The 2,286-nt window shown below is 60.5% G+C and carries 2 protein-coding genes; both read left to right on the forward strand.

Annotation, left to right across the window (positions count from 1 at the left end):
* Positions 1-148: 148 nt before the first annotated feature.
* Entirely contained in the window at positions 149-1,099 is a 951-nt protein-coding gene (locus ACIPL2_RS16225; RefSeq protein WP_401357862.1) for a PDR/VanB family oxidoreductase, read from the forward strand.
* A 153-nt stretch (positions 1,100-1,252) separates the two neighbouring features.
* The gene (gene feaR, locus ACIPL2_RS16230; protein ID WP_401357864.1) at positions 1,253-2,173 is read left to right on the forward strand and encodes a transcriptional regulator FeaR; all 921 of its coding nucleotides are present in this window, start codon (positions 1,253-1,255) and stop codon (positions 2,171-2,173) included.
* The last annotated feature ends 113 nt before the right edge of the window (positions 2,174-2,286 follow it).

A 2,286-nucleotide genomic window follows, 5' to 3' on the forward strand; every position in this document is an offset into this window, starting at 1 on the left:
ATGGCCCGTGTTGTTGCTGTCGAGTGCAACGAGGCTGCGATCTTTTGATCTTGCTTTAAAAGATCGCAGCCTCGTTGCACTCGACAGCTCCTACAGGGAGGAGGACGCGCCGTATGTTTAATCGAAATAACAGTATTCAGGTGATGCAATGATGAAGGTGAAGATCGAAAGGATCGTCGACGAAGCGCTGGATATCCGCTCCTTTCGCCTCGTGCGCAGTGACGGCCAGCCGCTCGACACCTATGAACCGGGTGCCCACGTCGACCTGACCGGGCCGACCGGGGTGACCCGCCAGTATTCGCTGTGCAGCCCACCGCAGGACCGCCGCGCGTATCTGGTGGCGGTGAAGAAAGAAGCGCAGTCGCGCGGCGGCTCGGTGGCGCTGCATGAGCAGGTGCAAGAGGGCATGGAGCTGGAAATGGGCGCGCCGCGCAACCTGTTCCGCCTTGACCCGACGGCCACCGAACACGTGCTGTGCGCCGCCGGCATCGGCGTCACGCCGCTGCTGAGCATGGCCTATCGGCTGACGGAAAACGGCCAGCCGTGGCGCCTGCATTATTTCGCCCGCTCGGCCGAGTACGCGGCCTTTTCCGCGCTGCTGGCGAGTACGTTTGCCGAGCATGTGCAGTTCCACTACGGCGTTGAGCCGGGTGATATGGATGCCGTGTTGAGTCAATGCCTGAGCCAGGCGGGCAGCGCCGCGCATGTCTACACCTGCGGGCCTGCACCGTTCATGAACAAAGTGGTGGAAGTGGCTTCGCGCAGCCGTTCTGACGATTTTATTCACCTTGAACACTTCCAGGCCGATCCCGCCGCGAATACCGCGCCGAGTGGCAGTTTCGAAGTGGAACTGGCCAGCTCCGGCGTGGTGCTTCAGGTGCCGGCCAACTCCAGCCTGGTCGACGTCTTGCAGGCCCATGGCTGTGACATCGACACCGAGTGCCGCGAGGGCATCTGCGGCACCTGCATCGTTGAGGTGCTGGACGGTGTACCGGAGCACCGCGACAACTGTTTGTCGAACAAGGAGAAGGCGGCCAACAAACAGATTTGCGCCTGCGTTTCCCGCGCCGTTTCCGCTCGTCTGGTATTGGACATTTAACGGCAAGGAACACTGGCAAGCCAACGCCGGAGCCTGTTGAATGGCGCTCCGGCGGCCGTCGAAGGAGGAGACAGCCAGGAACGCAACATTGGCCGAACCGCTCGACGAAGCGGTCGAAAAATAACAATAAAATATGCGTGAGGCTTTGCAGTGATGATGACTTCTTCGGCGGTTCGCAACGAGGCGTTCGAACACTGGTTGAGCCAGGTCAACCAGGCCTGTGGGCGTTTCGATGCGCGCGCGCTGGACACGGATTTCTACGGTGAGCTGGCGGAGTTTCGCAGTGGCGCGATCAATCTCAGTGTCGTCGACATGGCGCACGTGCACCTGTATCGGACCAGCAAGGACGTCAGTATCAGCAGCGACGGCCACTATTACGCGGTGTTCCAGATGCGCGGCAGCTCGCAGCTGGAACAGGCTGGCAATCGCGCTCAACTCGGCACCGGCGACATTGCCCTGATCGATGCCTGCCACCCGAGCGACATGACCTACAACGAAGATTCCCGGCAGTTGTCGCTGATCCTGCCGCGCCAGGTGGTCGAGCGCGGTTCGCACTTCAATGCCGTCAACTGCGCCACGCGCATCGCGGCCAATACGCCACTGGCGACGATGGCCAATAAACTGGTGCTGGATACCCGACAACACCAAGGCCTGGACATGCAGGAAAGCGAAGCGGTCCTCGATGCGCTGGTCAGTCTGCTGTTGCCGGGGATCAGTGCTCGCGACAGCGGCGGGGATGCCCATGAGCGGCAGTTTCGCAAAATCATCGCCTACATCGACGAACACCTCAGTGCCGAAGAACTGTGCCCGGAGCTGATCGCTCGCGAGGTGGGGATTTCGGTGCGTGGCTTGTACCGGATGTTCTCCAAGCGCGGCCTGGTGGTGGCGCAATACATCAAGCACCGACGCCTGGATTTCTGCGCGGAAAACCTGCGCCATTCGCACGTTGAGCAGAAGCTCTCGGCGCTGTGTTATGCCTGGGGATTCTCTGATTCCAGCTACTTCTCATCGGCGTTCAAATCGCGCTTTGGCGTATCCCCCGGCGCCTATCGCAAACGCTACAGCCAGGACTGACCCACCGCCAACCCTGTAGGAGCTGTCGAGTGCAACGAGGCTGCGATCTTTTGATCTTGCTTTAAAAAATAGCCGCCGGCTTTGACTCGACAGCAGCAAAAGGGGTGAGTGTG

The organism is Pseudomonas sp. NPDC086251, from assembly GCF_044746405.1.
Classification (GTDB): domain Bacteria; phylum Pseudomonadota; class Gammaproteobacteria; order Pseudomonadales; family Pseudomonadaceae; genus Aquipseudomonas.